This window comes from Achromobacter sp. ACM03, from assembly GCF_014851665.1.
In the GTDB taxonomy this organism is placed as follows: Bacteria; Pseudomonadota; Gammaproteobacteria; order Burkholderiales; family Burkholderiaceae_B; genus Achromobacter; species Achromobacter aegrifaciens.
Map to the genome: position 1 here is coordinate 12,771 of NZ_JACVAD010000001.1, position 25,707 is coordinate 38,477.

Consider the following 25,707-nt stretch of genomic DNA (forward strand, 5'->3'; position numbering starts at 1 on the left):
AATGAGCATGGTTCAGGTGACATTGGAAGTAAACGGCAAGCGCGTATCGCACGAGGCGCCCGCGCGCATGCATCTGGGGGATTTCCTGCGGGATCAGGCACGCCTGACCGGCACCCATCTTGGCTGCGAGCACGGCGTCTGCGGCGCCTGCACGGTGCTGGTGGATGGCGCACCGGTGCGCTCCTGTATCTCGTTCGCGGTGGCCTGCGAAGGCCGGCAGGTGACCACCATCGAAGGCTATGACGCCGATCCGGTGATGCAGCGGCTGCGCGCCGCCTTTACCAAACACCACGCCCTGCAATGCGGTTATTGCACCCCGGGCATGCTGGCGACCTCGCGCGATATCGTGCTGCGCCTGCCGGATGCGGACGAAGGCCGGGTGCGTGTGGAGCTGTCCGGCAATCTGTGCCGCTGCACCGGATACATGGGCATCGTCGCCGCCGTCATGTCGGTGCTGGCCGAACTCAGGGAACAGCCCGATCCCGCGGTAGAGGCGCTGCGCGCCGCTCAGGCGCAGGGCCGGGGCGCCGCGCCAGCAGCGGAAAAGCCGGTGGCGTTCGCGGGGTTCACGCCTGCGGCGGCCAGCCAGCCGGCCGCAAGCGCCGCTGCGGCGCCGGCTCCGGCTGCCGCCCCGGCCGGTAAGAAGGAAGGCAAGAAAGAGGGCCGTGGCAGCCAGATCGACGGCGGCTTCAAGGTGCCTTTCCCGGCTGCTGACGTCTGGGCCTTCATGGTGGACCTGCCAGCCCTGGCCAGCTGCCTGCCGGGCGCGTCGATCGAGGAACACGAAGGCGACCGGGTCAAGGGCAAGATCGCGATCAAGTTCGGCCCCATGTCCGCCGCCTTCAATGGCGCGGCCCGCCTGGAACGCGACGACGCGGCCATGCAGGCGGTGTTTCGCGGCGCGGGGCAGGACTCGCTCAGCCAGTCGCGCGCCAACGGCGACATCACGTATCGCCTGGAGGCGCTGTCGGCCAACGAGACGCAGGTCCACGTGAACCTGCTGTATTCGCTGCAGGGGCCGCTGGCGCAGTTTTCGCGTTCGGGCCTGGTGCAGGACTTCGTGCGCCGCATGATCGCGGACTTCGGCAACAACGTCACGGCCAGACTGCGTCGACCCGCTGCCGCGGGTGAGGCGCCGGTCCAGGCCAGCTTCAATCCCACGGCCATGTTCTTCAGCGTGCTGTGGGCGCGCATCAAGCGGTGGTTCGGCCGCGGCGGCTGAACACGCGGGGTACCAGCGGCCGCGGGGCGCGGCCGCGCTGTGTCGGCACATAACGGGGAAAATCATGCTCGCGGTATTCGCAAGAAACTGGCGCAACGCGTTGTTGGGCCTGGCTGCTGTCGCGCTCAGCGCGCCCGCCTGGTCCCAGGCTTTGGAGCCTTTGAAGGTGCGGCTGGACTGGACGCCCTGGGGCGTGCACGGCGCATTCCATCTGGCGCAGCAGAAGGGCTGGTACAAGCAGGCCGGCCTGGACGTGACGCTGGAGGACGGCAATGGATCCGTGACGACGGTGCAGATCGTTGGCGCCGGCGACAGCTTCGATCTGGGGCATGCCGCCCTGGCCTCGGCCATGATCGCCCGCGAGAAAGGCATGCCGGTCAAGGCCGTGGCTGTGTTCGCCAGGCAGAGCGACATCGGGCTGCTGGTGCCGTCCGATGCCGGCATCACCGGCCCGGCGCAGCTCAAGGGCAAGAAGGTGGCCTATACGGCGGGCTCCTTGGAAGCGCCGTTCATCGATGCCTTCCTGGCCGCGGGCAAGCTCAAGAAGAGCGACCTGGAACTGATCAACGTGGACGCCGCCAGCAAGGCGTCGACCTATGCCGTGGGGCGGGCCGACGCGGCATTCTCCACCATTCCGTTCTTCCTGCCCGTGGTGTCGCAGAATCGCCCGTCCAGCGAGGTGCGCTTCGCCGATTTCGGCCTGAACATGCCCAGTTTCGGCCTGTTCGCCAATGAGTCCAAGCTGGCGCAGCGGCGCGACGCCATCGCGCGCTTTGCGAGCGTCAGCGCGCGGGCCTGGGAGTACATCTACGCCGGTCACCAGGACGAGGCGGTCGCCGCCATCCTGGCGCAGCGGCCGCAGGCCCGGTTGGACAAGAAGGTGCTGCGCGGGCAGATCGACGCCTTGCAGCCGTATTTCGGCCAGCCGGCGGCGGGCGCGCGGCTGGGCGCCATCGTGCCGCAGGACTGGACGCAGGCCGTCGCCACCTTGTCGACGGTCGGCCTGATCAGCGCCAGCGCGCAGCCCGCCACGTTCTATGCGCCCGACCTGGTGCATCCGGAACGCTACGACTGCCTGGTGCAACCATGACGCAGTGGGCCGTGTCCGCAACGGACGTGCGCAAGCGCTACCCCGGCGCGGCGGGGGTGGAAGCGCTGGCGTCGGTGTCGGTCGACGTGCCGCGCGGCCGCTTCGTCAGCATCCTGGGACCCAGCGGCTGCGGCAAGAGCACCTTTCTGCGTTGCGTGGCCGGGCTGGAGACCGTTTCCAGCGGCGAGCTGCGGGTGGAGGGCGTGCCCGTGCAGGGGCCGCCGGACGGCATGGGCATGGTGTTCCAGCGCGACGCGCTGCTGGAGTGGCGCAACGTGCGCCGCAACATCCTGCTGCCGGTGGAGTTTGCGCACAAGCCGGTGGCCGCCTATGCCGACAAGGTGCGCGCGCTGCTGGCCCTGACCGGGCTGGAAAAGTTTGCCGAAAGCTATCCGCGCGAACTGTCCGGCGGCATGCGGCAGCGCGCCGCCATCTGCCGGGCGCTGGTGGACGATCCGAAGCTGCTGCTCATGGACGAACCGTTCGGCGCGCTGGACGCGCTGACGCGCGACCAGATGAACGTCGAGCTGCAGCGGATCTGGATGGAAACGCGCAACACGGTGTTGTTCGTGACGCACGGCATCGCCGAGGCGGTATTCCTGGGCGACGTGGTGATGGTGTTCTCGCCGCGCCCGGGCCGGATCCTCGAAACCATAGAAATCGACCTGCCGCGGCCCCGGCCGCTGGCGTTGCGCGAGACGCCGCAATTCGGCGAATACGTGCGGCACATCCGCGGCATGTTCCAGAGCATGGGCCTGATAGATGAGGGCGCGCGCGCCGCGTCCGGACTGGAGTCCGTCCAATGAGCGCGCTCTTGAAAGGGGCGGGCCGGCGCATGGCCGGATTGGTGTCGGTGCTGGTCTTCCTGCTGCTGTGGGAAGCCGCCGCGCGGATCTTCCATGTACGCGCCATCATGCTGCCGCTGCCCGGCCAGGTGGCGCTGGAGCTGGCCGCGGAATGGAGCTGGTATGCCGGCCACGCCGCCTACACACTGATGACCACGCTGGCGGGCTTTGCGCTGGCAGTGGTGGCCGGGGTGGCGATTGCCGTCATGCTGGTGGGGTCGCGCTGGTTCGAACGCTTCATCTATCCCCTGATCGTGGCGCTGAACAGCGTGCCCAAGGTCGCCATCGCGCCGCTGTTCGTGATCTGGATGGGCACGGGCGCGGAACCCAAGATCGCCATCGCCTTCCTGATCGCCGTGTTCGCGATGATCGTGGACACCGTCCATGGCCTGCGCTCGGTGCCGCAGGACGTGCTGGACCTGGGGCGCGTGCTGAAGGGTTCGCGGCGCGATTTCTTCTTCAAGGTGCGGCTGCCCAGCGCGTTGCCTTCGATCCTGGCGGGCATGAAGGTCTCGATTTCGCTGGCGCTGGTGGGCGCCATCGTGGGCGAGTTCGTGTCCTCGCAGCGCGGTTTGGGCTACGTGATCATGAGTGCCCAGGGCACCTTCGACACGGTGCGGGTGTTCGCCGCGATCTTCGTGCTGGCCCTGATGGGCATGCTGCTGTTTGCCTTGCTGGTGTGGCTGGAACGGCGCCTGACGCCCTGGCTGCGCCACCACCGCGAAGACGATTGACAGGTTCTAGCCCGGGGCACCACGGGCTGAATGTGGGGCAGGTGCGTGATTAGAAACGATTCTGGGGAAAACAGATGCAAGCACTACTCGCCTTGTCGCGTGGCATAGACGCGATCAATCTACGCATGGGCCGGGCCGTGTCCTGGGTCACGCTGCTGGTTGTGCTGGTCAGCGCCGGCAACGCCATCATGCGCAAGATATTCCACGACAGCTCCAACGCCTGGCTGGAGCTGCAGTGGTACATGTTCGGCGCCATGTTCCTGCTGACCGCAGGCTACACCCTGCTGAAAAACGACCACGTCAGGGTGGACATCATTGCGTCGCGGCTGTCGCGCCGCGCGCAGATCGGGATCGAGATCTTCGGCGTGCTGTTCTTCCTGATGCCGGCCTGCCTGCTGATCATGTACCTGTCCTGGCCGGTGTTCATGGATTCGTACCTCAGCAACGAATATTCCTCCAATTCGGGCGGACTGATCCGCTGGCCGGTGAAGCTGCTGATTCCGGTGGGCTTCGCGCTGCTGGTGCTGGCCGGGCTGTCGCATCTGATCAAGTGCGTGGGCTTCCTGATGGGACGTTGCCGCGACCCGCGCGAACGCGAGGGAGCCAAGAGCGCGGAAGAAGAACTGGCCGAGGAAATCGCCCGCGAAGCGCAGGCGCGCGAGGCGGCCGCGCAGAACGAACTGAACAACAAGGGTCGCTGATCATGGAGTTTCTCATTGCCAATCTGGCGCCGATCATGTTCGCGACGCTGATCATCTTTCTACTGTTGGGCTTTCCGGTGGCGTTCGCGCTGGCGGCCAACGGCATCCTGTTCGGCCTGGTCGGCATGGAGCTGGGCCTGCTCAACTCCTCGCTGTTCCAGGCGCTGCCGCAGCGCGTGTTCGGCATCATTTCCAACGACACGCTGCTGGCGGTGCCGTTCTTCACGCTGATGGGCCTGGTACTGGAGCGATCCGGCATGGCCGAGGACCTGTTGGAGACCATAGGCCAGCTGTTCGGCTCGATCCGCGGCGGCCTGGCCATCGCGGTGGTGTTCGTGGGCGCGATGCTGGCCGCGACCACGGGCGTGGTGTCGGCGTCGGTCATTTCCATGGGCTTGATATCGCTGCCGATCATGTTGCGCAACGGCTATGACCGCAAGCTGGCCAGCGGCGTGATCGCCGCGTCCGGCACCTTGTCGCAGATCATTCCGCCTTCGCTCGTGCTCATCATCCTGGCGGACCAGCTTGGACGTTCCATCGGCGACATCTACCGCGCCGCCATGGTGCCGGGCTTCATCCTGGCCGGCCTGTACATCGTCTATGTCGTCATCATGAGCCTGCTGAAGCCGGATTCGGCGCCCGCGCTGCCGGAAGAGGCTCGCCGCTTCCAGGAGCCGAATGGTGGCCGCGGCGGACGTTCGCTGCTGGTACTGATGACGATTTCCGCCGTGTCGGCATACTTTCTGGGCCGCTGGGTCGAGAACCACACCGCGCCGATGGACGAGCGCATCGTGGTGGCGCTGCTGTTCTGGGGCGCGACCGCCTTCGTCATCGCGCTGGTGAACAAGGCGCTGGGCCTGGGCCTGTTGTCGGCCCTGGCCGAGCGCGTGACCTTCGTGATGATCCCGCCGCTGGCGCTGATCTTCCTGGTGCTGGGCACCATCTTCATCGGCGTGGCCACGCCGACCGAAGGCGGCGCCATGGGCGCGGTGGGCGCCATCCTGATGGCGGTGGCGCGCCGCCGCCTGTCGCTGGACCTGCTCAAGCAGGCCATGGACACGACCACCAAGCTGTCTTGCTTCGTCGTGTTCATCCTGGTGGGTTCCACCGTGTTCGGCCTGACCTTCCGCGCCGTCAACGGCGACCTGTGGGTCGAGCATCTGCTGACCGGCCTGCCGGGCGGACAGTGGGGCTTCCTGATCGTGGTCAGCATCCTGACCTTCGTGCTGGCATTCTTCCTGGACTTCTTCGAACTGGCGTTCATTATCGTGCCGCTGCTGGGGCCGGTGGCCGACAAGCTGGGCATCGACCTGATCTGGTTCGGCGTGATCCTGGCCGTCAACATGCAGACCTCGTTCATGCATCCGCCGTTCGGATTCGCGCTGTTCTACCTGCGGTCGGTGGCGCCACGGGACCGCTACAAGGACCGGGTCACGGGCAAGATGATCGAGCCGGTCACGACGGGGCAGATCTACTGGGGCTCGGTGCCGTTCATCGTGATCCAGCTGCTGATGGTGGCCGCGGTGATGGCCTTCCCGGGCATGGTGATGCACTACAAGGGGACGGCTGCGGTGGTCGACCCGAGTTCGGTCTCGCTGGAGGTCGGGGGCAGCGGCTACGGGGGCAGCGCCTACGGCGCGGACGCCAATCCGTTCAAGTGAGGTGGCAGGGGCGTCCAGGGGACGCCCCTTGATCTTTAGGGCTTGACTGCGTATGTGGCCAGGAACGTCGGCAGGAAGCGGTCGATCAGGAAGCGCGGCTGGGGCTGTTCATCTTCATAAAACCCCTTCAGCAGGAATCCGGCTTCCAGCTGGCCGCCGATCTGTTCGTCCAGGCTGTGCCCGAACACCAGCGCGTCGCCCCGGCCCTGCTTTTCCGCCAGTTCCGATGCGCTCAGGTCGCGCAGGTCCGAGTAGGGCAGCCGGAAGCGCGGCCGGATCAGGCCCTGCTCGGCCAGTTCCGGCGCGCGGTCGCCGACGAACACGACCGGGTTGTAGAAGCTGCTGAGCAGCCTGCCGCCATGCTTCAGCACCCTGAAGCACTCCCGCCAAACAGGCCGCACGTCGGGCACGTACAGGTTGGAGATCGGATGCACGATGCAGTCGAAGGACGCGTCGGCGAACGCCGAGAGATCCCGCATGTCTCCCTGCACGGTTGCGAGCGCCAGGCTGTCGCGGCGTGCGACCATGTCGTCCTGGGCCAGTTGCAGCGGCGAAGCGTCGAACACGGTCACGTCCGCGCCGGCCGCGGCCAGCACGGGCGCCTGTTGGCCGCCGGCGGAGGCCAGGCACAGGATGCGCGGAACCGGATACATCGCCGGCAGCCAATCCGCGGGCAGGGCGCGCGGCGTGATGTGCACCTGCCAGTCTCCGCGGCGCGCGGCGTCGATCGTTTCGGGGCCGACCGGTTGCGACCAGGCGCATTGCTGCGCGGCCTGGCGGTCCCAGGCGGCGCGGTTGTGTTCATAGATATCGATGGTGTCAGTCGCAGGCATTGCGTTTTCCTTCTGTCAAAAGGGGAAAACTGCCGATGGACACGCGATCCGCGAGCCTGTGCCTGAAGGGAGCAGGACGCGGCGCGCCGATAGGGGCCAGGTCCTGCAAGACATCAGAATCGAACAAGCAATGCGGCTCGCGCGCCAGGCAGCGAGGGGGGCAAGATGCGTGGGCATCCCGGCATTTACTTGTTCACTCTGAGTGCTCCGGTGGAAGGGGAGAAGGTTGCAAGCTTAACCGGGACGGCGCGGCGGGACAAACGGCCGCCCGCCGCCGGTTCATCGCGCGGCCGTCGCGCAGCTATGCGCCGCGCGGCGCCGTGATCACATGCGCCTGGATCTTTCCTGCGATGGGCCCCGCGCCGTAGCGCGCACGCAGCGCATCGGTCGCGGCATGGACCGCCTGCCCCAGCATGTCCGCGCCGCGGGCCTCGATCTCGTTGCGCAGCGGCGTGCCCTGGCAATAGGCGATTGCAGCCGTCTGCGGCGTGTCGGCGCGGCTTTCGAATGCAATGGTTTCCAGCGTCTGGCGGCCGGTGAATCCGGCGCGGGCCAGGTCGGCTCTGATGACGGCCGCGTCGTAATAACCATGCGGAATCCGGCTCATGAACCTGGGAGGATCACCGGGGAACAGCCGCGCCAGGGCCTGTTCCACCGTATCGGCAAACGCGTTGTCCTCGATGCGGTCCCAGACGTTGAACAGGAAGGCGCCGCCCGGCCGCAAGACCCGGCGCGCTTCGGCGTAGGCCGCAGCCTTGTCCGGCAGGAACATGTAGCCGAACTGGCACACCACGGTATCGAAGGCCTGGTCCTCAAAGGGTAGCTGAAGGGCGTCGGCCTGGCGCCAGGTGATGGCGCGGCTTGCGCCCAGCGTCTGGGCTTGTTCCAGCATGGCCGGGTTCAGATCGGTGGCGACGATGGCCGCGCCGGCGGGCAACTGCTCCGCGAGTTGGCGCGTCACTACGCCTGTGCCTGCGGCGATCTCCAGCACGGCCGCAGGATGCAGCGCCGCCGTTCGCGCGGCGATGTCTGCGGCATAGGGCTGGAAGACGAGAGGAACCATGTACCGCTGGTAGAACTGCGGGATGGATCCGGAGAAAACACGATCACTAGGAGCAGTGTTCATGATGTTCGACTCCAAAGCGGCCGCGCGGGGCGGTCTTCAGATTGAACTTGCCCTCGTCCGGTGTCGGACGGGAATTCCATTTTAGGCAGTGCGAGTAGGTATGGCGAAGAGAGGAATGATGCGAGAGGCTCACATCCTTGTGGCCCCTGGGCCTCATATTCCGGGAGTCAGCCTGATTTTGTAGCCTTTGGGGCGGAATAATTGGCTGGCGCATATAGTCTAGTGCGATCCATTTTGTGCCTTTTGGGCTACAAAATGGATAGAATGTTCTTATTTTGATGCCCAGGGGCTACAAATGACGACTTTAGGTGATGTGGCGGAAATGCTGAAGAACGTCCGTAAGCAGAATCGCCTTTCCCAAGACGAACTGGCCTCTCGCGCTGGCGTTGCTCGTACGACGGTTACGCGCATGGAAACGGTGGCGCGAGGGGACATGAGTGTGTCCGCGCTGGTTCGTTTACTGGATGCCGCGGGTTATGACCTCAAATTCGTAAAGCGCGGCCATGGCCGAACCGTTGAAGACATACTTGCTGAACAGCGACGCGGAGAGTGAGCTATGCGGCTGGACGTGTACGTTCTCGGGCAGCAGGTCGCCAAGCTCTATCGCGAGGCCGACGAGTATGTTCTTCAATATGAGCCGGACACTCCGGACAGCAGTTTCGTTAGTCTGGCGATGCCGGTACGTCAAGAAGCGTGGCGTTGGCCACGGGATCTGCATCCGTTCTTTCGCCAGAACCTGCCCGAAGGCTATCTGCTCGGCGTGATCCGCGAACTGTTCGGCCCTCTTCTGGATGGGACTGATCTTTCACTGTTGGCCGTGGTCGGGGCAGCCGGTATCGGCCGGGTGGCGGTGACGGTGGAAGGTGCTGCGCCGGGTGTCGACTTCAGTCCGTTGAACATTGAAGAGTTGCTTACCGCCGAGAAATCCGCTGCCCTTTTTGAAGAGCTGGTGCGCCGTTACGCGCGTAGTGCGGTATCAGGCGTGGTGCCAAAATTTCTTGCACCAGAAGAACGGTTGGGCGCGGGGAAGGACACAGGCAAGACGACGTTGCGCACTGCCCAACACATCATCAAAGGTTCGGATAAGGCTACCGACTTCCTGGGTTTCAACGAGCACTACACATTGAAGGTGCTCGCACGCCTGAACGTTGTGCCGGTGGTTCAAACACAGATGTCCGCGGATGGGCGGATCCTGGTGGTGGATCGCTTCGATGTGGACGCCGAAGGACGTCCTGCCTATGGGGTGGAAGACGCCTGCAATCTGCTCGGCCTGCCGCCGCACGAAAAATACAGTCCGTCGACAGAACGGGCGCTGAGCGCGACCAGGGCATATATTCCGTCTGCCATCAGACGCCAGCAGAACTTGCTGTTTGCTTGGCAGACGCTTGCAAACTACGTCGTGCGAAACTCCGATTGCCACGCCAAGAACATTGCCGTGTACTACTCAACCCTTGGGGATGTGCGCTACACGCCGGTGTATGACGTGGTGACGACCCAGGCGTATCCGCAATTCAGCAGCGCGCCCGGCTTGGCCGTGGCTGGCCGGAAGACCTGGTCGCCGGGCAAAGCGCTCTCGCGATTTTGCACCGCTCGGCTGGATATCTCGCCCAGGGACTACCAGGACATGGTCGAACAGCTCTGTGAGTCTGCTGTGGAGGTCGGCAAGGAGATCATAGAAGCGGCCAGGAATGAACCGCGGTGGAAATGGATCGCCAGACAGATGGTGCATGCTTGGAATGAGGGCATGTGCTCGCTTCGGAGCGTTCAACTGGAAAGGAAGTATCGCGGACTTGAAGCTGCCATAGAGAATGCCGGGCTCGGGGCGCCAGATGTTCCAGCATCTGCCAATGCGGCTATAGGACGTTCTGAAATGATCGCTCGGCCCGCCCGAAAGCGGACATGACGAACGAGGGGAGCGGCGTCATGTCCATGCACGGAAGTCGAGGTCTCCCGTGCGATGGACAAGAATGGCGGTTGCGGCCGCCTATCCCCCCAGCCGCGCCTGTTCCGCCGCCAGATAAGCGTCCCGCGACGGCAGCAGATGCTCCCGGCACAGCGCCATCAACCCCTCCCGGTCGCCATCCCGCAGTGCGTGGATCATGGCCCAGTGTTCCTGGCGGGCGCGTTCGCGGTAGCCGGCGGCGGCCAGCGAACCGAAGCGGATGGGGTGGGTGCGGCGGGCATATTCCTCGATGGCCTGGCCCAGCACCGCGTTGTCCAGCAAACCGAAGAACTCGCGATGAAAGCGCTGGTTGCTGCGGAACACGCGGCGCGCGTCGCCATCGGCTACCGCCGCATCGTGTTCGCGCTGCACGGCCACCAGCGCCGCCAGCCGCGCCTGCGGCACGGGCAGCGGGATCTGGCTGGCGGCATGCACTTCCAGCATTTGGCGCAGCGCATACAGCTCCATGACTTCGCGCACCGCGTATGCGCGCACGACCGCGCCGATGTTGCGCTTTTTTTCCACTACGCCCAGCGCCTCGAGGTCGGCCAGGACCTGGCGCACCACATGGCGCTTGAGCGAAAAGCGCGCCATGAGTTCATCTTCGGTCAGGCGCTGGCGCGGGTGCAGCCGGCCGAAGACAATGTCTTCTTCCAGGATGGCGACCGCGGCCTGCATCGGCATGGAGTCGGGTGCGATGGCGTCCATGGGCTTGCCGCCTACTTTTTCGGCACGGTGTCGCGCGTGACGGCGGCGCGCAGGAAGTCGAAGTCGACGCCCTGGTCGGCCTGGGTCACGGTCTGCAGGAACAGCTTGCGGTAGCCGCGTTCGGCGACGGGGCGGACGATGGGCTGGGCCGCGGCGCGGCGCGCCAGTTCGGCGTCGTCCACCAGCAGCGCGATCTCGCGGTTGGCCACCGACAGGCGGATGCGGTCGCCGTTCTGCACGTAGGCCAACGGGCCGCCGATGGCGGCTTCGGGCGTGACGTGCAGCACGATGGTACCGGCGGCGGTGCCGCTCATGCGGCCATCGGAGATGCGCACCATGTCCTTCACGCCGGCGCGCGCCAGCTTCCTGGGGATGGGCATGTAGCCGGCTTCGGGCATGCCGGGCGCGCCGGTCGGCCCGATGCGCTTGAGCACCAGGATGTCTTCGGCGGTGACATCCAGCGCCTCGTCGTCGATGCGCCGCGCCATGTCCTCGGCGTCCTCGAACACGACGGCGCGGCCCTCGTGCTCCATCAGCTTGGGATTGGCGGCGGATTGCTTGATGATGGCGCCGCCCGGCGCCAGATTGCCGCGCAGCACGGCCAGGCCGCCCACCGGGTAGATGGGCGAGGCCGCGGTGCGGATCACGTCCTGCGCGAAGGCGGGCGGGGCGTCGTCGAGTTCCTCGCCCAGCGTGCGGCCCGACACGGTCAGCGCGTCCAGGTGCAGGTAGGGGCGCAGCTCGCGCAACAGGGCCGGCATGCCGCCGGCGTGGTGGAAGTCTTCCATGTAGTGCTGGCCGGAGGGCTTCAGGTCGACCAGCACGGGCGTTTCGCGGCTGATGCGGTCCAGGCCGGCCAGGTCGATGTCTATGCCCAGGCGGCCGGCGATCGCCGTCAGGTGCACGATGCCGTTGGTGGAGCCGCCGATGGCCAGCAGCACGCGCAGGGCGTTCTCGATGGATTTGCCGGTAAGGATGCGGTCGGGCGTCAGGCGCGAGGCGGCCATGGCGACCGCCGTGGCGCCGGTCTTCTCGGCGACGCGCACGCGGTCGGCGGTGACGGCCGGGGCCGACGCGCCGCCGGCCACCATCATGCCCAGGGCTTCGGTGATGCAGGCCATGGTGCTGGCCGTGCCCATCACGGAACAGGTGCCCACGCTGGCGACCAGCTGGTTGTTCACGTCCGAGATCTCGGCCGCGTCGATCTCTTCGGCGCGGTAGCGGCCCCAGTAGCGGCGGCAGTCGGTGCAGGCGCCCACGCGCTCGCCGCGGTGCGAGCCGGTCAGCATGGATCCCGTGACCAGCTGGATGGCGGGCACGCCGGCGGACGCCGCGCCCATCAGCTGGGCCGGCACGGTCTTGTCGCAGCCGCCGATCAGCACCACCGCGTCCATGGGCTGGGCGCGGATCATTTCCTCGGTGTCCATGGACATGAGGTTGCGCAGGTACATGCTGGTGGGCTGGGAGAAGCTCTCGTGCACCGAAATGGTGGGGAAGTCCATGGGCAGGCCGCCGGCCAGCATGACACCGCGCTTGACCGCTTCGATCAGTTGCGGCGCGTTGCCGTGGCAGGGGTTATAGCTGCTGCCCGTATTGACGATGCCGATGATGGGGCGCGACAAGGCGTCGTCGGTCAAACCCGCGCCCTTGATGAAGGCCTTGCGCAGGAACAGCGAAAAGCCGGTGTCGCCATAGTTGGTGAGCCCGCGGGCCACGCCGTGCGCGCTGGCGCCGTCACTGCTGAAAGGGCCGGGCGCAGCTGCGTTGTTCTTGGTTTCGTCCTTCATTTTGATCTCGATAATATTATTGATAATCCGACGACGGCATCATAGCCAGCCTTTGAAAACGGCTGCAAGCGATTTGTCGGCGTCTTTCAATTGATCCTTCATATGGATCAGTCGATAGAAAAATTCTGATTCTTCAATCAAGTTGTCGAACCTACACTGGCGCGGTTGACGAGCCGGGCGTCCGTTTCATTCCTATACCCATCCCGGCAGGAGACCTACATGTCAGACCTGCGTCTGCGGCCGCGCCGCGCCGTGTTGTTTTCCCTGCTGGCCTTGTGCGCCGGCGTGTCCGCTCCCGCCCTGGCCGCCGACGCCTACCCCGACAAGCCCATCCGCATGATCGTGCCGTACCCGCCCGGGGGCGCGACCGACGTCATCGGCCGCGTGCTGGCGCAGGAGCTGACCGGCGCGCTGGGCCAGTCGGTGATCGTGGAGAACCGCGCGGGCGCCGCCGGCAACATCGGCGCCGACCAGGTTGCGAAGGCGCAGCCCGATGGCTACACACTGCTGATGGGCGCGCTGACCAGCCATTCCATCAACGCCGCCCTGTACCGCGGCCGCGTCACCTATGACGTGGAGAAGAGCTTCGCGCCGGTGTCCATCGTAGGCACGGTGCCGCTGGTGTTCGTGGTGAATCCGTCGGTGCAGGCGAAAACGCTGGCCGAGTTCATCGCGCTGGCCAAGTCCAAGCCCGGCTACATCACCATGGGTTCTGCCGGCAATGGTTCGCCGCAGCATCTGGCCGCCGAAATGTTCAAGCGCACCGCGGGTGTGGACGTGCTGCACGTGCCCTACAAGGGCAGCGGCCCGGCCATGACCGACCTGATGGGCGGGCAGGTGCTCAGCATGATCGAGACCGTGCCCGCGGCGCAGGGCAGCATCAAGGCCGGCAAGCTGCGCGCGCTGGCGGTGACCTCGGCTGCGCGCGTGGACGCGCTGCCGGACGTGCCGACCGCGGCCGAAGCCGGCCTGAAGGATTTCGAGGTCAGTTCGATGTTCGGCATCGTGGCGCCGGCCAATACCCCGGCGCCGGTGATCGAGCGTTTGAATGGCGAACTGAAGAAGATCCTGGCCAAGCCTGAGGTCCAGGCCTCGCTGCTGAACCAGGGTGCCATCGCCACCTGGACCACGCCGGCCGACGCCGGCGCCCGCGTGTCGGCCGAGTTGGCGCGTTGGACCAAAGTCATCGACGAAGCGGGTGTGAAGGGGGATTAATACCCCTAAAGTTGTGGCTATACGTCACACGCCGGAAGTTCCGCCTGGAACCTCCGGCGATTTTGTTTGTGCATGCGCTCACGAAAGACGCAACAAGGCTTGCGCGCAAACTGGGGAATACGCACTGAAAAAAGGGTGGATGCAAACTTTTGCGCTATGAACCGCCAAAGGGGACGCAATAAACCGCAATAAAGCTCTCGCGAGATTGTATACAGTGGTTGACCCCGAATAGACTAGGCCGTAATGTAGTTTGCGGGCCTTCCCAGGACGGCAGAAGGGGGATAACAATGACAGACGACCAGGACGAAAAGTCGATTCTGTACACGCATTTCGGAACGCACAGTCCGTATTGGCGTCTGTCCGCCGATAGCGACGCGTTCGAACTTGCCGCAGTCAAGGGCGCAGCCAATATCGCGATGGCGTTGCGCCCGGAACAAGCCGAGACGATACGCAGCCTGACGGGCATCACGTCCAGTGTGCGCATCGACATCTCGTTGTATGGCGACATGCTCAGGCTCCACCTGGTGGGCCGCAAGATCAATCCCAACGAATGGGCCGGCACCGCGTCCGCCCATTCCGATACTGAATCCGTGGCCAAGGATCTGGTCGAAGGCCTGTCCTTCGCCGAGACGGTGGTGTCCGAGGCCAACTCGGTCATCGTCATCGTCGACCAGAACGGCCGGGTGCAGCGCTTCAACAAGCTCAGCGAGGAATACACCGGCAAGCGCGAGCAGGACATCATCGGCCGCAGCGTGTTCGAGATGTTCATGACGCGCGAAGAGGCGATCGCCTCGCGCCGCAATATCGCCGAGTTCTACAAGCGCGGACAATCCTACGAGGCCGAGCGCCTCATCAATACGGTCAAGGGGCCGCGCCTTTTCCTGTTCCGCAACAAGTTCGTCACCAGCGGCAGCGGCGAAAAGCGCGTCTACCTGATCTGCTCGGGCACCGACATCACCGAGGAACGCCAGGCGCAGGAGCGCCTGCGGGTGCTGGCCAACACCGACATGCTGACCAACCTGCCCAACCGCCACGCGATCACCACGCGGCTGAAGGCGGCGCTGGCGGCGGGCCAGGATGGGCGCGGCGGCGTGCTGTTCCTGGACCTGGACAATTTCAAGCGCATCAACGACCACTACGGCCACGGCTTCGGCGACCGTCTGCTCAAGTCGGTGGCGGTCGCGATCTCGTCCTGCCTGGCAGAAGGCCAGACGCTGGCGCGGTTGGGCGGCGACGAATTCATCGTGCTGCACGAGGCCGCGCAGACCTGGGAACTGGAGGCGACCGCCCAGCGCATCATCGAACGGCTGCGCGAGCCTTTCCGTCAGGGGCTGATCGAGGTCTACACCAGCTGCTCCATCGGCATCGCCATGTATCCCGACCACGGCGCCGACCTGGACAGCGTGGTGCGCAGCGCCGACATCGCCATGTATGTGGCCAAGGAAGCGGGACGCCATACCTACCGCGTATTCCAACCCGAGATGGACCGCCGCAACGCGGACTACGTCTGGCTGGACACCAACCTGCGCAAGGCGCTGGCCGAAGACCATCTGATGCTGTACTACCAGCCCAAGCTGGCCGGCCGCAACGGCGAGGTCGACGGGGTCGAAGCCCTGGTGCGCTGGCGCTCGCCGGAGCGCGGCATGGTCGGCCCCGCCGTCTTCATTCCGTACGCCGAGGAGTCGGGCCTGATCTCGCCGCTGGGCGTGTGGGTCATGCGCGAAGCGGCCCGGCAGGCCGCGGCCTGGAAGCGCGACGGCCTGAATATCCGCGTTGCCATCAACGTGTCGCCGCGGCAGTTGAACGACAAGGGCGTGGTCAGCGACTTCATGCGCGCCATCAACGACGCCAGCCTGGATCCCTGCCTGCTGGACATCGAACTGACCGAAAGCTGCCTGATCGACGACGAAGGCGCCGCCATCGAACTGATCAAGCAGTTCCGCCAACTTGGCGCGCGAGTCCATCTGGACGACTTCGGCACCGGCTATTCCTCGCTGTCGCAGCTTGCCCGCATTCCGCTGGACGCGATCAAGCTGGACGCCAGCTTCGTGCGCGGCGTCAACGAGAACCCCGTGTCGCAGGCGCTGGCGCGCGCCATCGTCGCGGTGGCGCGCACGCTGGAGTTGAAGGTGATCGCCGAGGGCGTGGAAACGACCGAAGAGGCCGTGTTCGTCGACACCCTGGGCGTGGACGCCAAACAGGGCTACCTGTACGCCAAGCCCATGCCGGCGGCGGAGTTCACCGCCTGGCTGGCTCAGCGCCGCCGGCTGCATCTCATTGCCTGACGCAGCCGGCAGCGCCTTACCGCATCAATGCATGGTGGCTTCCAGCGCGGACTCCGCGCTGGAAGAACTGCGGCGGTTCTGCGCCATCACCAGGCGTTCCATGTAGGCGCGGTCCTTCGGGTCGATCGAGAACGCGGCTTCGACCCAATCTTCCGTGATGTCCATCAGCTCCGAGCGCGACAGGCTCAGCACGCGCTGGCGCGCGCGCAGCATGGCGCGCATGCCGTTGAGCTTGGGCCGCATCACGTCGATGAAGGTGCGCGTGGCCTTGTAGGCGTCGCCCGGCTCGAACAGCACGTCGACCAGGCCGCGGCCATGGAACCATTCGGCGGTATGGGATTCGCCCGTGCCGATCAGCTCTTCGGCCAGCTTCATGCCCGAACGCCGTGCCACCAGCGAGTAGCCGCCCATGCCAGGGAAGAGGTTGAACGCCATTTCAGGAAAGCCCATGCGGGCGGTGTTCTGCGCCAGCACGAAGTGGTGGGCCAACGCGGCCTCGAAGCCGCCGCCCAGGGCGGTGCCTTCGATCATCGCCAGCGAGATCGCGCCGGTGTCGAAGCCGCGGGTGGCGGCATGCACGCAATCCACGCAAGCCCGGGCGTACGCCCGCAGCGCTTCGCGCTTGCCGGTGCGTATGGCTTCCGCGAAGAAATTCAGATCGCCGCCCACGTTGTAGATCTGAGGAACGAGCGAGCCGGTGACCCAGAAATCGATGGGCAGGCCGGAGTCTTTGGCGGCGCGCGCCAGGGTCATGATCTCGTCGATCAATTCATGGTTGAAGCACGGACGCGGTTGAGCGCGCAGCATCATCCACATGACCCGACGTCCCTCCTCGTAGAACGCCGAGAGCTGCTTCAGGTTGCCTGCGGCGGTGAAGGGGTGGCAATCCGGATGAATGAGTTGATTCATTTACTTTCGTCCAATTGATCAAGGTGAGTCGGAGTACTACGGGATCAGCCTAATACAGACCTTCCGGCTCTCGTCTCATGCAAACCTCGTCCAGCTGGCCAGACTTGTCCGTAAGTCAAAGGCCCGAGTGATCAATGGAGAAACGCGGCGAGCGGGCGCAGCCGCTCAACCCATCAGGCGATGGGGGCATGGGTAAAACGGATGAGGGATACACGCAAATTCGCGGCTGTCGGGGCGATGCGCCGCGCACGCGCCGAAAGCGGCGCGCTCATGCGTAGGGATGAGGGATGGCGCGGCCGAATGGCCGCGCGCGGACTTGCGTTGTACCGCTTCGGAATGCGGCGGATCAGGCGACGCCGCCGTTGGCGCGCAGGATCTGCCCGTTGACCCAGCCTGCCTCGGGGCCTGCCAGGAACGACACCACGTTGGCGATGTCATCGGGCTGGCCCAGGCGTTCCAGCGGGGGCATCTTGGCGTAGTGCTCGATCAGCTCGGGACTCTTGCCGTTCAGGAAGAGGTCGGTGGCGACGGGGCCGGGCGCCACCGCGTTGACGGTGATGCGGCGGCCGCGCAATTCCTTGGCGAACACTTGGGTCAGGCTTTCCACCGCCGCCTTGCTGGCGATGTAGACGGAGTAGTTCGGCAGGTTGAGCGCGATGGTGGTGCTGGACACGTTGACGATGCTGCCTCCGTCGGCCAAGCGCGTGGCAGCTTCGCGCAGCGTGTTGAAGGTGCCGCGGGTGTTGATGCCGAAGGTCTGCTCGTAGAGCTCGTCGCTGGTCTCGGCCAGCGGCACCATCTTCAGGATGCCGGCGCTGTTGACCAGGACGTCGATGCGGCCCAGTCCCGCTTCCACCTGGTCGAACATGGCGCGCACCTGGTCCGCCCGGGACACGTCGGCGCGCACTGCCAGGGCGCGGCCGCCCGCGGCGCGGATTTCGTCGGCAAGCGCCTCGGCCTCGGCGGCGCTGGAGGCGTAGTTGATGGCGACGGCGTGGCCGTCGCGCGCCAGGCGGCGGACGATGGCGGCGCCTATGCCGCGCGATCCGCCGGTGACGAGCGCGATGCGTTGCGTGGCCTGGGTGTTCATGTCGTATCTCCGGTTGGATGGGGGTGAGGCGTATCTTGAACTATTCCAGAAAAAAGATAATTACTCTATATTCGCTAACATAATTTCATCTGCATTAATAATGGGCGAGTGACAATGGACCGGTTCCAGGAAATGCAGGTGTTCGTGCGCATCGCCGAAAGGCGTAGCTTTTCCAAGGCGGCAGAGGACCTGCAGATTCCGCGGCCCACGGTCACCAATCTGGTCAAGCGGATGGAAGCGCGCCTCGGGGCGCGGCTGCTTGAACGCACCACGCGCCAGGTGCGGCTGACCCATGATGGCGAGGCCCACTACCAGCGCTGCGTGCGGCTCCTGGCGGATCTGGAAGAGGCCGACGGCGCCTTCCTGGACACCTCGCCCAAGGGCCTGTTGCGCGTCAATGCGCAGGGCACGCTGGCCAGGTTCTTCGTCATGCCCGGCCTGCCGGCCTTTCTGGAACGCTATCCCGACATCGTGCTGCAACTGGGCGAGGACGACCGGCTGGTGGACCTGGTGCGCGAAGGCGTGGACTGCGTGCTGCGCACCGGCACGCTGCAGGATTCCTCGCTGGTGGGGCGCCAGATCGCGCTGATGCCGCAGGTCACGGTGGCCAGCCCCGCCTATCTGGCGCGCCACGGCGAGCCGCGGCGGCTGGAAGATCTGGAAGGCCATCGGGCGGTGGACTACCTGTCCAGCGCCACTGGGCGCAGCCTGCCGCTCGATTTCATGGTCGACGGCAAGAACGTGCAGGTACGCCCCAGGGCCGTGGTCAGCGTGACTGGCGCGGAGCTCTACACCGGTGCGGCGCTGGCCGGCCTGGGATTGGTGCAGGTGCCGCGCTACCGCGTCGAGCGCGAGCTGGCGGCGGGCGAGTTGAAGATCGTGCTGCCCGGCGCGCCGCCCGCGCCCATGCCTGTGTCGGTGCTGTATCCGCAGAACCGCCAGGTGTCGGCGCGGGTGCGCGTCTTCACGCAATGGCTGGCGGAGGTCATCGCAGCCGGCCTGGCTCAGACGATGCCGGTCAGGTAGTACACCGCGATCGCCAGGAAGACCGAAGTGGTCGATATCAGCGTGATGGCGAAGATGTCGCCGTAGGACTGCCGGTGCGTCAGGCCCGTGACCGCCAGCAACGTGATCACCGCGCCGTTGTGCGGCAGCGTGTCCATGCCGCCGCTGGCCATGGCGGCGATCCGGTGCAGCACTTCCATCGGGATGCCCGCCGCGTGGGCGCTGTCGATGAAGGTCTGCGCCATGGCCGCCAACGCGATGCTCATGCCGCCCGAGGCGGAACCCGTGATGCCGGCCAGCGAGGTCACGGCCACCGCCTCGCCCACCAACGGGTCGGGAATGGCCTTGAGCGCGTCGGCCACCAGCAGGAAGCCGGGCAGGGCGGCGATGACGCCGCCAAAGCCGTATTCCGCTGCGGTGTTCATCGAGGCCAGCAACGCGCCCGACACCGCGCTCTTGCTGCCTTCGGCGAAATGCGCCTTGATGCCGCGGAACGAGAACAGCAGGATGGTGACGATGCCCGCGATCAGCGCGCCCATCACCGCCCACAGCGCCACCTGGTCCTCGGCGTTGACGGGCATGGGCTTGGGCAGGCCCGGCAGCGCGACTTCGGAGCCGGCCGGATACCAGCCCGGTATCCAGCGCGTCAGCAGGTAGTTGGCGACGCCCACCACCACCAGCGGCAGCAGCGCGATCAGCGGATGGTGCTCGCGTTCATTGGGCGGCGTGACCGGTTCGTTGCGCAGGTCGGTGCCGTAGGTCTCGCCCGCGGCTGCCGCGCGCTTGCGCCGCCACTCCAGGTAGGCGATGCCGGCGGTCAGCGTGAAGCAGGCGCCGATCAGGCCCAGCCACGGCGCGGCCCAGGTGGTGGTTTCGAAGAAAGTGGTGGGGATGATGTTCTGGATCTGCGGCGTGCCGGGCAGCGCGGTCATGGTGAACGTGAACGCGCCCAGCGCGATCGCGCCCGGCATCAGCCGTTTCGGGATGCCGCCCTGGCGGAACATCTCGGCCGCGAACGGATACACCGCGAACACCACCACGAATAGCGACACGCCGCCGTAGGTCAGCACCGCGCAGACCAGCACGATGGCCATGATGGCGCGTTCGGCGCCGATCAGGCGCAGCACTGCCTGCACGATGGCGCGCGAGAAGCCCGACAGCTCGATCAGCTTGCCGAACACGGCGCCCAGCAAAAACACGGGGAAGTAGAGCTTGGCGAAGCCCGCCATGCGCTCCATGAAGATGCCCGAGAACACGGGCGCCAGCGCCGACGGGTCGGTCAGCAGCACCGCGCCCATGGCCGCGATGGGCGCGCACAGGATCACGCTGTAGCCTCGATACGCCGCCAGCATCAGGAACGCCAGCGCCGCCACCACGATGAACAATCCGGTCATTCGGTACTCCGGGAATGAAGAGATAAGGGGTGTGGGGCTACACCTTACCGCATCGAGCCGAATGCCTTGTTTACAGCGGCGGCGATTCAGCGTTCCAGCAGCGCGTGCGCCTGGCGGGCGATGTCCAGGTCGATCGCGGCGTCTTCGCCGCCGCCCATGAACCAGGCGGCGGAGAGTCCGCACCAGGCCAGGATCCATTGCAGCAGCCTGCGGCGCTCCAGGCCCGACTGAGCAACGATGAGCTCCAGCCGCCGCTCGAAGCGCCCAGGCACGATGGCGACGGGCGGAACGGGATCTGCCAGGTCCGGGTTGCAGAAGATGTTGGCGTAGTCGAAGGCGCGCTCGCCATGCAGGCGCTTGGGGTCGATGACCAGCCAGCCGCGTTCGCCGAAGTCCAGGATGTTGTCGTGGTGTACGTCGCCGTGCAGCACCGTCAGGTCGCGCGGACTGTCGAGCAGGGCGCGGGCGTGGCGCGCGCTGTGCGCCAGGATGCCGCCTTGCGCCTGCGCCATGGGCCACAGTTCCTCGAACCATTCTTCCAGCGGACGCAGCGCGGGCAGCGGCTGGGCACGTGGGGCATGCAGGTCCCGCAGCACGCTGCAGATGATGCGGGTGGCCTCGTCGTCGCGCCCGTTGCGGGCGTAGTCCGCCAGCGAGCGCGTGCCGGTGGCCCGCTCCAGCAGGATGGCTGCGTCGTCGTGAGCCAGCACGCGCGCCGCGCCCTGGCCGTCCCACCAGCGCATCAGCACGCCGCCTTGCTTTTCGTCTTCCTCGTGCGAGACCTTGAGCATGGCGGGCAGGCCGCGATGGCGCACGGGCAGCAACTGGGCGGCGTGCGTGATGACGGGAGCGCCGTCGGGAGTGAGTTGCCAGCGGGAAAGGTAGGTGTCGAACATGGGGCGCCGGAAGTGCCTGGATGGACCCCTATAGTAGAGCTGGGCGCGGCGCGGCCTGCGTCGCGCCTTGCCGCGGCAGCAGTGCCGTGATCGCCGCCGCCAAAGCGTTGCCCGCCGCACTGGCGACGATGGGCAGCAGATAGGAGCCGCTGAGGTCGTACGCATGGCCCGCCGCCACCGGACCGATCAGCGTTCCGAACGCCACGCTGGTGTAGAGCGCGCCGATGATGCCGCTGACGTGGCGGCCGCCGAAGTAATCCATGACCACCGCCGGCATCAGCGCCACCCAGCCGCCGTAGAACGCGCCGAACACCAGGGCGAACAAAGCCAGCGTCCAGAACTGGCCGCAAGCGCCCCATAGCGCCAGCGACGCCGCCATGCCGCCATACATCGTGGCGAGCGAGGCGCGCCGGCCCAGGCGGTCGGCCAGCGTGCCCAGCAGGAATCGGCCGGCCGTGCTGCCCACGCCGACCAAGCCCAGCAGCAGCACGGCCAGCCCCGGCGCGATCCCATGATCCAAGGCGTACGGGATGAGATGCACGAAAGGCACGAAGACGCCGAAGGCGCCGGCCATGGCTGCCAGGTACAGCAGCAGGAAGACCCTGCTGCGGATGGCGGTGAGCACCGGCACGCCGGCGGGCGGGGAGGCCGGCGCTGCGCGGACTGTGGAGGCTGCGTCGCCGTCGGGTTGCAGTCCGCGGTCTTGCGGCGAATTTTCAACCCAGCGCGCCGCGGCGCAGCCCAGGACAGCCACCGCCGCGGCCAGCGCCAGATACGCGGCGCGCCAGCCCCACAGTTCGATCAGCGCCGACGCCAGCGGCGGCACCAGCAACGTGCCCACGCCGATGCCGCTGATGGCCAGCCCCGAGGCCAGCCCGCGGCGGCGCAGGAACCAACGCTGCACCGCGCCCACCACCGGTACATAGGCGCAGCCCACGCCCAACCCGACGCCCAGGCCGTAGGCCAGGTAGATCTGCATCATGCTCTGCGCGGCGCTGGCAAGCGCCAGGCCCAACGCCACCAGCAGCATGCCTATCCAGGCCATGCGACGCGAGCCGTAGCGGTCCGCCAGCGGACCGCTGACCACGCCGAAACCGAAGTAGAGAAAGCCCGCCAGCGAGAACACCAGCGACACCGCGCCGCGCGTGGCGGAAAAGTCGCGTTGCAAGGCGTCGACGAAGGCGCTGAAGGAATAGGCGCTGCCAAAGCCGAGCAAGGTGATGGCGAAGGCCGCGGCCACCACCCGCCAGCCGTGGAAGATCCGGCTGGCGCCGTGCCGCGCATGCGTGTTCATCTTCGGCCTCACAGTGCCGGCCGGCGCAGATGCCAGCTTGTCGCCGCCTGGAAAGCGGCGCCCAAGCGGAACAGCACGGGCTCGCCCAGATGGGCCGCCACCAGTTGCAGGCCCATGGGCATGCCGGCTTCGCACTGCCCGGCGGGCAGCGTCAGGCAGGGATGCCCGGTCATGTCGAACACGCAGGTATAGCGTTGCAGCGCTTCGACCAGCCCGGGCTGTAGTCCCAGGACGCTGATGGCTTCGAGCGTGAGCGGCGCCATGGGCTGCACTGGCGTCAGCAGCGCATCGACGCGGCCGAACAAGGCGTCGACCTTGCCTCGCATGGCCATGCGACGCAACAGGATGCGCTGGTAGTCGAGGCCGGATAGCGAGCGTCCCGCTTCGATCACGCCGGCCAGCACCGGTCCGTACTCCGCCTTGCGGGATGGATAGGTGCTGGCGTGAGCCACCGCCGCTTCGACCGCGCAGAGCGGCGCCCAGTCGCGCACGGCCTGCGCCGCGTCTTCGATGGGGAACTGCAGCGGCACCAGGGTTGCGCCCAGCTGTTCGAAGGCCTGCATTGCCGATTCCATCATGCGTTGGGTCTGCGCATCGACGTTGCGGTGGTTCCAGTTCATATCCACGCCGATCCGCAGGCCGGCAGCGGGAACGGCGGCCTCCAAGGCGTAGCGCGGCACGGGCGCTTGCAACGCGGTCGGATCCTTCGCGTCGGGTCCGGCAATCGCTTCCAGCAGCGCCGCGGCGTCGGCCGCGCTGCGCGCGATGACGCCGGCGTGATCCAGCGAGGCCGCCAGTTCGAACATGCCGTGGCGGCTGACACGGCCCCAGGTCGGCTTGATGCCGGTCAGCCCCGCGGCCGCGCAAGGCCAGCGGATGGAACCGCCGGTGTCCGAGGCTGTCGCGCCGAAGCACAAGCCCGCGGCCGTCGCCGCCGCCGATCCGCTGGATGAGATGCCGATCCAGTAATCCGCGTGCCAGGGGTTGCGCGGCGGCGCGACGTCGGGGTGATGGTCGGAGTACGCGCCTTCGGTCATTTGCAGCTGCCCCAGCAGCACGGCGCCCGCGTCGCGCAGGCGGCTGGCTACCGTGGCGTCATGGTCGGCGGGCACGCCCCGGTGGAGCGCGGCGCCGGCAGCCGTCGGCACGCCCTTGCGCCGGAACAGGTCCTTCAGCGCGAGGGGGACGCCATGCAGGGGGCCGCGGTAGCGCCCCTGGCGTATTTCGATTTCGGCGGCCTGGGCTTCCTGCAGCGCAGAGGCCGCGGTCACATGGGCGTAGCTGCGCAGGTCGCCGTCCAGCGCTTCGATGCGCCGCAGTTGCGCGCGCGTGATCTCCACGGGCGAGACCTCGCCCGCCCGGATCAGGGCGGCGAGCGCCAGCAGATCGAGTTGGTACAGGTCGGCGGCCTTGATATCTTCCGTATAGTTCATCTATTCTTTATCCATCTTCTATTCGTCACAGATCCGATCAAGTTAATGTCTGCTGGACCAGCGTACAAACCATGATTTCTATTCGATTTGAATTAGAAAAACTAAATCATTGAACTCTTCGGAAATGAGCTCTTCGCGACTGCCTCCGCTCAACGCGTTGCGCGCCTTTGAAGCCGCGGCCCGCCATCTGTCGGTGAAGGACGCGGCGCAGGAGCTATGCGTGACGCCCGGCGCGGTCAGCCAGATGATCAAGTCGCTGGAGCAGCATCTGGGCGTGGCGCTGTTTCTGCGCGTGAACCGCGGCATTCAGTTGACGGATGCCGGCCACGGTTACCTGCCGCCGGTGCGCAATGCCTTCCGCCAGATCCTGGCCGCGTCCGCCCGTGTCGCCCAGCCGCCCGAGAGCCGCGTGCTCACCCTCAGCACCACCGCGTTCTTCGCGTCGGCCTGGCTGATCCCTCGATTGCATGACTTCCATGCCCGCCATCCGGAGATCGACCTGCAGCTCGTCACCAGCAACGCGCTGGCGGCCTTCGGCCGGGACGGCGCGGACATCGCGATCCGCCACGGACTGGGCCGCTATGCGGGATTGCAAAGCGAACACCTGCTGACCGTGGAAGTCGTGCCGGTGGCATCGGCCGGCTTGGTGGCGAAACTGGGGATGCCGGCTGGCGCGCGGGAACTGCTGCGCTGGCCGCGCGTGCATGACGAAGCGCGCAACGGCTGGCAACTGTGGTTTGCGGCGCAGGGCGTGGAGGACGCGGGCATGCCGCGTGGGCCCGCGTTCGATGATGGCAGCCTGCTGCTGCAGGCCGTGGCCGCTGGCCAGGGCGCAGGACTGCTGCCCGTGGCGATGGTGCAGGATGACGTGGCTGCTGGACGCCTGGTCCGGCTGGCCGGCGACGCCTGGCTGGAGGAGTTTGGCTACTACCTCGTGTGGCCGGGCAGGGGCGCCATGCCGGAAAAGGCGCGGGTGTTTCGCGATTGGCTGCTGGAAAGCGGCCTGGGGGAGCCAGCCTGAAACGCTACGGCGCGGCCGATGATAGCGCCGCCGCCTTGCGCGCCAGTTCGGCCACGCCGAAGCTGGTCGCGAGCGAATGATTGTCCAATGCTTCCAGCGGCACCCAGCGGGCGTCGGCGGCATCGTCGCCCGCCACCGGCTCGCCGGATTGCCAGCGGCACAGCACCGCGATCAGGATGAAGTGGCGGCGTAGCGCGCCCGCGTCGTCGCGGTCGTAGACGTCCACCGCGTCGAACACGTGCAGCGGTTGCGCGCGCACGCCGGTTTCTTCCAGCAGTTCACGCGCGGCGGCGGCAAGCACGCCTTCGCCCGCGTCGATCTTGCCGCCGGGAAAGGCCCAGCGGCCCTGGTCAGGCGGGTTGGCGCGTTGCACCAGCAGCACGCGGCCGTCGCGCACGACTGCTGCGATGGTGGCGGCGATGGGACGCTGGGGCGGGGACGCGGTCATGCGAGGTTCCTTTTCGTGGCAGAGGCCTGGGTATGCCAGGGTACGCCAACCCGGCCTTAGCGCAAATC

At 66.5% G+C, this 25,707-nt stretch carries 23 protein-coding genes; 12 read left to right on the plus strand and 11 right to left on the minus strand.

The annotated features are described in order from the left end of the window. The first annotated feature begins 1 nt into the window (after position 1). The 6 genes from IB257_RS00065 to IB257_RS00090 all read left to right on the plus strand — a co-directional run bounded on the left by IB257_RS00065 (position 2) and on the right by IB257_RS00090 (position 6,253). Positions 2–1,222: a 2Fe-2S iron-sulfur cluster-binding protein gene (locus IB257_RS00065; RefSeq protein ID WP_054459058.1), complete on the plus strand. Its 1,221-nt coding sequence runs from the start codon at positions 2–4 to the stop codon at positions 1,220–1,222. A gap of 64 nt (positions 1,223–1,286) precedes the next feature. Continuing rightward, positions 1,287–2,312, plus strand: coding sequence for an ABC transporter substrate-binding protein (locus IB257_RS00070; RefSeq protein ID WP_192491687.1), 1,026 nt, complete (start codon positions 1,287–1,289; stop codon positions 2,310–2,312). Then, positions 2,309–3,118, plus strand: coding sequence for an ABC transporter ATP-binding protein (locus tag IB257_RS00075; RefSeq protein WP_054459062.1), 810 nt, complete (start codon positions 2,309–2,311; stop codon positions 3,116–3,118). The genes IB257_RS00070 and IB257_RS00075 overlap by 4 nt, the downstream gene beginning before the upstream one ends. Beyond that, the gene (locus IB257_RS00080; RefSeq protein ID WP_054459065.1) at positions 3,115–3,891 is read left to right on the plus strand and encodes an ABC transporter permease; all 777 of its coding nucleotides are present in this window, start codon (positions 3,115–3,117) and stop codon (positions 3,889–3,891) included. The genes IB257_RS00075 and IB257_RS00080 overlap by 4 nt, the downstream gene beginning before the upstream one ends. A 74-nt stretch (positions 3,892–3,965) precedes the next feature. After that, the gene (locus tag IB257_RS00085; protein ID WP_054459069.1) at positions 3,966–4,592 is read left to right on the plus strand and encodes a TRAP transporter small permease subunit; all 627 of its coding nucleotides are present in this window, start codon (positions 3,966–3,968) and stop codon (positions 4,590–4,592) included. 2 nt (positions 4,593–4,594) lie between these two features. After that, the gene (locus tag IB257_RS00090; RefSeq protein ID WP_054459071.1) at positions 4,595–6,253 is read left to right on the plus strand and encodes a TRAP transporter large permease subunit; all 1,659 of its coding nucleotides are present in this window, start codon (positions 4,595–4,597) and stop codon (positions 6,251–6,253) included. 35 nt (positions 6,254–6,288) lie between these two features. Here the strand turns inward: IB257_RS00090 and IB257_RS00095 are convergent, their stop codons facing one another. Both IB257_RS00095 and IB257_RS00100 read right to left on the minus strand, forming a co-directional pair. Continuing rightward, positions 6,289–7,086, minus strand: coding sequence for a class I SAM-dependent methyltransferase (locus IB257_RS00095; RefSeq protein ID WP_192491688.1), 798 nt, complete (start codon positions 7,084–7,086; stop codon positions 6,289–6,291). Between the two features lie 301 nt (positions 7,087–7,387). Next, complete coding sequence (locus IB257_RS00100) at positions 7,388–8,212, minus strand: class I SAM-dependent methyltransferase (RefSeq protein WP_054459075.1); 825 nt, start codon at positions 8,210–8,212, stop codon at positions 7,388–7,390. 295 nt (positions 8,213–8,507) lie between these two features. Here IB257_RS00100 and IB257_RS00105 point away from each other — a divergent pair, with 295 nt between their 5' ends. Together IB257_RS00105 and IB257_RS00110 are read left to right on the plus strand one after the other, a co-directional pair. After that, positions 8,508–8,765, plus strand: coding sequence for a helix-turn-helix transcriptional regulator (locus IB257_RS00105; protein ID WP_013393124.1), 258 nt, complete (start codon positions 8,508–8,510; stop codon positions 8,763–8,765). A 3-nt stretch (positions 8,766–8,768) separates the two neighbouring features. Beyond that, the gene (locus IB257_RS00110) at positions 8,769–10,115 is read left to right on the plus strand and encodes a type II toxin-antitoxin system HipA family toxin (RefSeq protein ID WP_192491689.1); all 1,347 of its coding nucleotides are present in this window, start codon (positions 8,769–8,771) and stop codon (positions 10,113–10,115) included. A gap of 81 nt (positions 10,116–10,196) precedes the next feature. Here the strand turns inward: IB257_RS00110 and IB257_RS00115 are convergent, their stop codons facing one another. Both IB257_RS00115 and IB257_RS00120 read right to left on the minus strand, forming a co-directional pair. Next, positions 10,197–10,862, minus strand: a complete 666-nt coding sequence (locus IB257_RS00115) for a GntR family transcriptional regulator (protein WP_192491690.1) — start codon at positions 10,860–10,862, stop codon at positions 10,197–10,199. Between the two features lie 11 nt (positions 10,863–10,873). Beyond that, entirely contained in the window at positions 10,874–12,649 is a 1,776-nt protein-coding gene (locus IB257_RS00120; RefSeq protein ID WP_192491691.1) for an IlvD/Edd family dehydratase, read from the minus strand. 219 nt (positions 12,650–12,868) lie between these two features. Here IB257_RS00120 and IB257_RS00125 point away from each other — a divergent pair, with 219 nt between their 5' ends. Further along, positions 12,869–13,864: a tripartite tricarboxylate transporter substrate binding protein gene (locus tag IB257_RS00125; RefSeq protein ID WP_192354110.1), complete on the plus strand. Its 996-nt coding sequence runs from the start codon at positions 12,869–12,871 to the stop codon at positions 13,862–13,864. A 287-nt stretch (positions 13,865–14,151) separates the two neighbouring features. Next, positions 14,152–16,149, plus strand: coding sequence for a cyclic di-GMP phosphodiesterase (gene pdeR / locus IB257_RS00130; protein WP_125471618.1), 1,998 nt, complete (start codon positions 14,152–14,154; stop codon positions 16,147–16,149). A 24-nt stretch (positions 16,150–16,173) separates the two neighbouring features. Here pdeR and IB257_RS00135 read toward each other — a convergent pair whose 3' ends face one another. Together IB257_RS00135 and IB257_RS00140 are read right to left on the minus strand one after the other, a co-directional pair. Continuing rightward, positions 16,174–17,058, minus strand: coding sequence for a crotonase/enoyl-CoA hydratase family protein (locus IB257_RS00135; RefSeq protein ID WP_054459094.1), 885 nt, complete (start codon positions 17,056–17,058; stop codon positions 16,174–16,176). Between the two features lie 346 nt (positions 17,059–17,404). Beyond that, positions 17,405–18,148 carry an SDR family oxidoreductase gene (locus IB257_RS00140; protein WP_119451801.1) on the minus strand — a complete coding sequence of 248 codons (744 nt, stop codon included), beginning with the start codon at positions 18,146–18,148 and terminating at the stop codon, positions 17,405–17,407. A 114-nt stretch (positions 18,149–18,262) separates the two neighbouring features. Here IB257_RS00140 and IB257_RS00145 point away from each other — a divergent pair, with 114 nt between their 5' ends. Next, entirely contained in the window at positions 18,263–19,174 is a 912-nt protein-coding gene (locus IB257_RS00145) for a LysR family transcriptional regulator (RefSeq protein ID WP_054459096.1), read from the plus strand. Here the strand turns inward: IB257_RS00145 and IB257_RS00150 are convergent. The 4 genes from IB257_RS00150 to IB257_RS00165 form a co-directional block, all read right to left on the minus strand. After that, on the minus strand, positions 19,153–20,547 hold the full coding sequence (locus IB257_RS00150; protein WP_119451800.1) for a GntP family permease: 1,395 nt from the start codon (positions 20,545–20,547) through the stop codon (positions 19,153–19,155). The genes IB257_RS00145 and IB257_RS00150 overlap by 22 nt on opposite strands. Positions 20,548–20,633: 86 nt before the next feature. Next, positions 20,634–21,443: an aminoglycoside phosphotransferase family protein gene (locus tag IB257_RS00155; protein ID WP_175163624.1), complete on the minus strand. Its 810-nt coding sequence runs from the start codon at positions 21,441–21,443 to the stop codon at positions 20,634–20,636. 28 nt (positions 21,444–21,471) lie between these two features. Further along, positions 21,472–22,737, minus strand: a complete 1,266-nt coding sequence (locus IB257_RS00160) for an MFS transporter (protein ID WP_192491692.1) — start codon at positions 22,735–22,737, stop codon at positions 21,472–21,474. Between the two features lie 8 nt (positions 22,738–22,745). Beyond that, positions 22,746–24,170 carry an amidase gene (locus IB257_RS00165; protein WP_192354112.1) on the minus strand — a complete coding sequence of 475 codons (1,425 nt, stop codon included), beginning with the start codon at positions 24,168–24,170 and terminating at the stop codon, positions 22,746–22,748. A gap of 124 nt (positions 24,171–24,294) precedes the next feature. Here IB257_RS00165 and gcvA point away from each other — a divergent pair, with 124 nt between their 5' ends. Beyond that, the gene (gene gcvA / locus IB257_RS00170) at positions 24,295–25,191 is read left to right on the plus strand and encodes a transcriptional regulator GcvA (RefSeq protein ID WP_175163620.1); all 897 of its coding nucleotides are present in this window, start codon (positions 24,295–24,297) and stop codon (positions 25,189–25,191) included. 4 nt (positions 25,192–25,195) lie between these two features. On the opposite strand, the gene IB257_RS00175 is transcribed toward gcvA, so the two are convergent. Then, complete coding sequence (locus tag IB257_RS00175) at positions 25,196–25,639, minus strand: NUDIX hydrolase (RefSeq protein WP_175163618.1); 444 nt, start codon at positions 25,637–25,639, stop codon at positions 25,196–25,198. Positions 25,640–25,707 lie beyond the last annotated feature (68 nt).

Coding starts and splice junctions, on each gene's coding strand:
- IB257_RS00070 (WP_192491687.1), top strand. CDS start 1,287: ATGCTCGCGGTATTCGCAAGAAACTGGCGCAACGCGTTGTTGGGCCTG.
- IB257_RS00085 (WP_054459069.1), top strand. CDS start 3,966: ATGCAAGCACTACTCGCCTTGTCGCGTGGCATAGACGCGATCAATCTA.
- IB257_RS00095 (WP_192491688.1), bottom strand. CDS start 7,086: ATGCCTGCGACTGACACCATCGATATCTATGAACACAACCGCGCCGCC.
- IB257_RS00080 (WP_054459065.1), top strand. CDS start 3,115: ATGAGCGCGCTCTTGAAAGGGGCGGGCCGGCGCATGGCCGGATTGGTG.
- IB257_RS00105 (WP_013393124.1), top strand. CDS start 8,508: ATGACGACTTTAGGTGATGTGGCGGAAATGCTGAAGAACGTCCGTAAG.
- IB257_RS00135 (WP_054459094.1), bottom strand. CDS start 17,058: ATGAATCAACTCATTCATCCGGATTGCCACCCCTTCACCGCCGCAGGC.
- IB257_RS00110 (WP_192491689.1), top strand. CDS start 8,769: ATGCGGCTGGACGTGTACGTTCTCGGGCAGCAGGTCGCCAAGCTCTAT.
- IB257_RS00100 (WP_054459075.1), bottom strand. CDS start 8,212: ATGAACACTGCTCCTAGTGATCGTGTTTTCTCCGGATCCATCCCGCAG.
- IB257_RS00120 (WP_192491691.1), bottom strand. CDS start 12,649: ATGAAGGACGAAACCAAGAACAACGCAGCTGCGCCCGGCCCTTTCAGC.
- pdeR (WP_125471618.1), top strand. CDS start 14,152: ATGACAGACGACCAGGACGAAAAGTCGATTCTGTACACGCATTTCGGA.
- IB257_RS00140 (WP_119451801.1), bottom strand. CDS start 18,148: ATGAACACCCAGGCCACGCAACGCATCGCGCTCGTCACCGGCGGATCG.
- IB257_RS00125 (WP_192354110.1), top strand. CDS start 12,869: ATGTCAGACCTGCGTCTGCGGCCGCGCCGCGCCGTGTTGTTTTCCCTG.
- IB257_RS00150 (WP_119451800.1), bottom strand. CDS start 20,547: ATGACCGGATTGTTCATCGTGGTGGCGGCGCTGGCGTTCCTGATGCTG.
- IB257_RS00155 (WP_175163624.1), bottom strand. CDS start 21,443: ATGTTCGACACCTACCTTTCCCGCTGGCAACTCACTCCCGACGGCGCT.
- IB257_RS00165 (WP_192354112.1), bottom strand. CDS start 24,170: ATGAACTATACGGAAGATATCAAGGCCGCCGACCTGTACCAACTCGAT.
- IB257_RS00115 (WP_192491690.1), bottom strand. CDS start 10,862: ATGGACGCCATCGCACCCGACTCCATGCCGATGCAGGCCGCGGTCGCC.
- IB257_RS00065 (WP_054459058.1), top strand. CDS start 2: ATGAGCATGGTTCAGGTGACATTGGAAGTAAACGGCAAGCGCGTATCG.
- IB257_RS00160 (WP_192491692.1), bottom strand. CDS start 22,737: ATGAACACGCATGCGCGGCACGGCGCCAGCCGGATCTTCCACGGCTGG.
- IB257_RS00090 (WP_054459071.1), top strand. CDS start 4,595: ATGGAGTTTCTCATTGCCAATCTGGCGCCGATCATGTTCGCGACGCTG.
- IB257_RS00145 (WP_054459096.1), top strand. CDS start 18,263: ATGGACCGGTTCCAGGAAATGCAGGTGTTCGTGCGCATCGCCGAAAGG.
- IB257_RS00075 (WP_054459062.1), top strand. CDS start 2,309: ATGACGCAGTGGGCCGTGTCCGCAACGGACGTGCGCAAGCGCTACCCC.
- gcvA (WP_175163620.1), top strand. CDS start 24,295: ATGAGCTCTTCGCGACTGCCTCCGCTCAACGCGTTGCGCGCCTTTGAA.
- IB257_RS00175 (WP_175163618.1), bottom strand. CDS start 25,639: ATGACCGCGTCCCCGCCCCAGCGTCCCATCGCCGCCACCATCGCAGCA.